2 protein-coding genes are annotated in these 3226 nt (G+C 27.7%); both read left to right on the forward strand.

Features of this window, described 5'->3' with window-relative positions; translation table 11 throughout:
• The first annotated feature begins 545 nt into the window (after positions 1 to 545).
• Positions 546 to 1670 (forward strand): BTA121 domain-containing protein surface lipoprotein, encoded by a 1125-nt coding sequence (locus U881_RS0105495; protein WP_024653597.1) that lies wholly within the window; start codon positions 546 to 548, stop codon positions 1668 to 1670.
• Between the two features lie 91 nt (positions 1671 to 1761).
• A complete protein-coding gene (locus U881_RS0105500) occupies positions 1762 to 2922 on the forward strand; it encodes a hypothetical protein (RefSeq protein WP_024653598.1) in 1161 nt (386 codons plus the stop codon).
• Positions 2923 to 3226: the final 304 nt, after the last annotated feature.

Below are 3226 nucleotides of genomic sequence, written 5' to 3' on the forward strand. Positions count from 1 at the left end.
ATGCTGTGTCATAGTAAATAGATTGTTAATTAGCTCAAAAAATCGTTATCAATTTTCAATCTCTAATAATGATTTTTAGTAAATTTATCTATATTAGTGTTACTAAGTAGGAATATTGAATTTTCTTTAAACTATTTTTTATTCTTGATTTTTGAATATAATTAATATATAATATTAATACAATATTGATTAATTTTAATAATTAATAATATTGTTTAAAAGATAATAATCTTATTAGCCAATATTTGCGGTTTGTATGTATGGTATATGAGAATTATTTTGAAAAATAAAGTTTTTTTATAAGTTTTTCATTGATTATCTATAGTTATAAATATCTAAGAGAAGAGGTAAGTTCAATATAGTTTGTTTTAGAAAAAATAGATATTATTATTTTATATTTATGTTTAGGTCTAAAGATTATATAAATGAAACTAAATTTATACACTAAAAATAATTAAGGCAAGTACTGTTATTTTTAGTAGTGCCATTTAAATGATATATAAATATCTTGCATTGTTTTTAATTTTAAAAGGAGATATTAAAATATGAAGTTAATATATTATAGTTTAATACTATTAATAATAGTATCAATAGTATTATTAAGTTGTAAAACTCAAAATTCTCCTCCTGTAGGTGTGCATTCAGGTGGTGTTTTCCCAGAAAGAATAATGGGTGAGGAGGTTAAATCAATTGATGAATTGCTTGATACATTTAATCTATCTGAAGATCAGAGGGAGGCAGCTGAATATTTAAGAAAGGCATTGGTTGATGATGCTAAAACATATAGTAATAATACATTTCATGATTTCTTGTCTCAATTAGGTGCTGATCAAGTTAAAGAAATGATGGACAATATTTCTGAACATCGAAGTTTTATGAGTGAATCACAGGCATCTATTGATGGTATTCAAGATCCAAATGTAAAAGATAACTTGCAGGATAGATTATTGAGAGCGATAGAAGAATACTTAAGATTATTGAAAGATTATTATAGCGATATCAGTGTTAGTGTTCAAGAGAGATATGCTAGGCTTTCAGATCCTAGTAATGGTGCTAATTTACAGAGTATTAGTAATGATGCAGAAGCAGCAGAATTAATTCATGAGTTACACAATATAGCTAGTTCAGATGAAATTAACAGAATATTTAACGCTCATAATGCTCCTGAACCTGGTGATATGTATGGTATGCAGAAAGTATTTAAAGCATTTACGGGTGTTATTGATTATTTGTCAAGTGATGAAAGTCGTGTTAAACGAAGAGGTTTAATTTACTTAGCTTTTGATTATAAACATGAAGATCTTAAATTCGTTGGCGAAATTTTGTCTAAGTATGTTATTTTTAGTGAGGATGATGAAGATGTTTTGTATTATGGATTGAGGATAGAGCATTTAAAACGTGTTTTTGAAATATTAGAAAGATTTTCTCAATTATATTACTTAAGCTCATTTAAAAATCTCAAAGATAAAGAAGCTAATCTTGATAAGTTAGAGCTTGAGGATCTAAGTACACTAAAACAACAATTTGTTTTACTTGAAATCGAAAAGCAGAAATTAGTAGCAATAAAAAATCAAATAATAACAGATGGTTATGAGGCGACACTGAATAGTGTAGTAAAGGAAGTAGAGAAAGCTAATAATGCTATTATTGCTATCTTAAATAAGATATAAATATTTATTGGATTTTAAAGAAATATTAGAACAATTATTTATTGATTATATGAAGTGTATGTATAAATTTTTTTATAAAAAGGAGTAATATGTGATAAGAAAGAATGTATTGTTATGTTTATGTATTGCAGTTTTGATGTCTTGTGCTCAGGAGCCTATAAGGCCGTCACAAGATGATGATGGTGGTTTTCAGCCAAGCAGTGATGCAGGTTTATTAGAAAGTGTTATAGGTGCTATGCCAATAGTCTCCGGATTATCAGAGGTAATTTCAAGTGTTTATGATAGATATGAATTAAGAAAGAAGTTTGTTAGTGACATTAATGATAATAGTTTGATAAACATACTTGATACAATCGATTTCGATGTAGGTGATCGTAGATTTTTAAGATCTATAAAGAAGATTAGATTACGACATGGGATTTTGCTGGAGGATTTTTTATTAGGAATTGAAGATAATCCGAGTCCTTTTTTAGTAACCAAGTATCCTGTAGTGAAAGATTTAAATAGAAAGGATTTGCATATGATAGCAAATTCATATGTAAAAGAGTTAAAAATAATGCAAGTTGAGGATTCTATTAAAGCAAATCGTGTTTTTTTTATGAATAGACTTGTTGGTAGAGTAAACCAAGCAAGAAGAATGATTGCAGATGAAGAAAGAAAGTGTCTGGAATTATTGGAGGATCAGTATCCTGATAGGAAATTGTTTCTTAGATTTTTACTTGCAAATTGCGTAATAAGAGATCAAATAACAGAGGATGATATAAGAAATGATAAACTAGACTATATTTTTCATACTTTAGGGTTTCATAATCTTGATTATCATACTGTCTCTGTATTAAAGCAAATTTTTGAGTGTATTGAATTATCTAAGGATAAAAGATATGAAAAGTTAAATGAGAATTTTCTTTTGTCTTCATACAAGATTACCTATATGTTAAGAGAAGCTTTAGATGAGATTATGGATGAAAGATTGATGTTTTTACAAGAGGATGATAACGCTGAGGCAGCTGTAGCAAAGATTGGTGCTATAGATTCATTGTTAAAGCAGATGATAAATGAAAGAAATCGAATGCCAAGCCATGCGATTGCAAGATGTTTAGAAGACCTGGCAGGTATGTTTGAAGAGAGACATCCATTAGTTGGGTATGCATTTGTGAATTTTATGGGTTATTTTATGCAGACGTCTGATAATATGCGAAAACTATTATTTGATATTAAAGACTTGCTTGAGCCTGAATATGAGGAAATGTGAAGAAGAAATTTTTAAATTAAAGGGTTGAATAGCCCTTTTTTAATGGAGTTTGTTCTAAAGAGCAGGTTATAAAAAGATTATTTTACAAAAATATGAACAAGAGACTAAGGCTAATGATGTAAGTAAACTCTTGGAAGATTCTCGACAAATGGTACTTAGTATTATGAGAAGTTTATATAAAATTGTTATTAGAATTGGAAAAGAATTCAAGAAGTAAAAAGCTTTTTTAGAAGAGTTTGTGTATAAAAATAAAAAATATATTAATGATTAATGAAATAGAATAGGTGATTACGTTAGTAGTAGT

This window comes from Borrelia persica No12, assembly GCF_000500045.1.
Classification (GTDB): domain Bacteria; phylum Spirochaetota; class Spirochaetia; order Borreliales; family Borreliaceae; genus Borrelia; species Borrelia persica.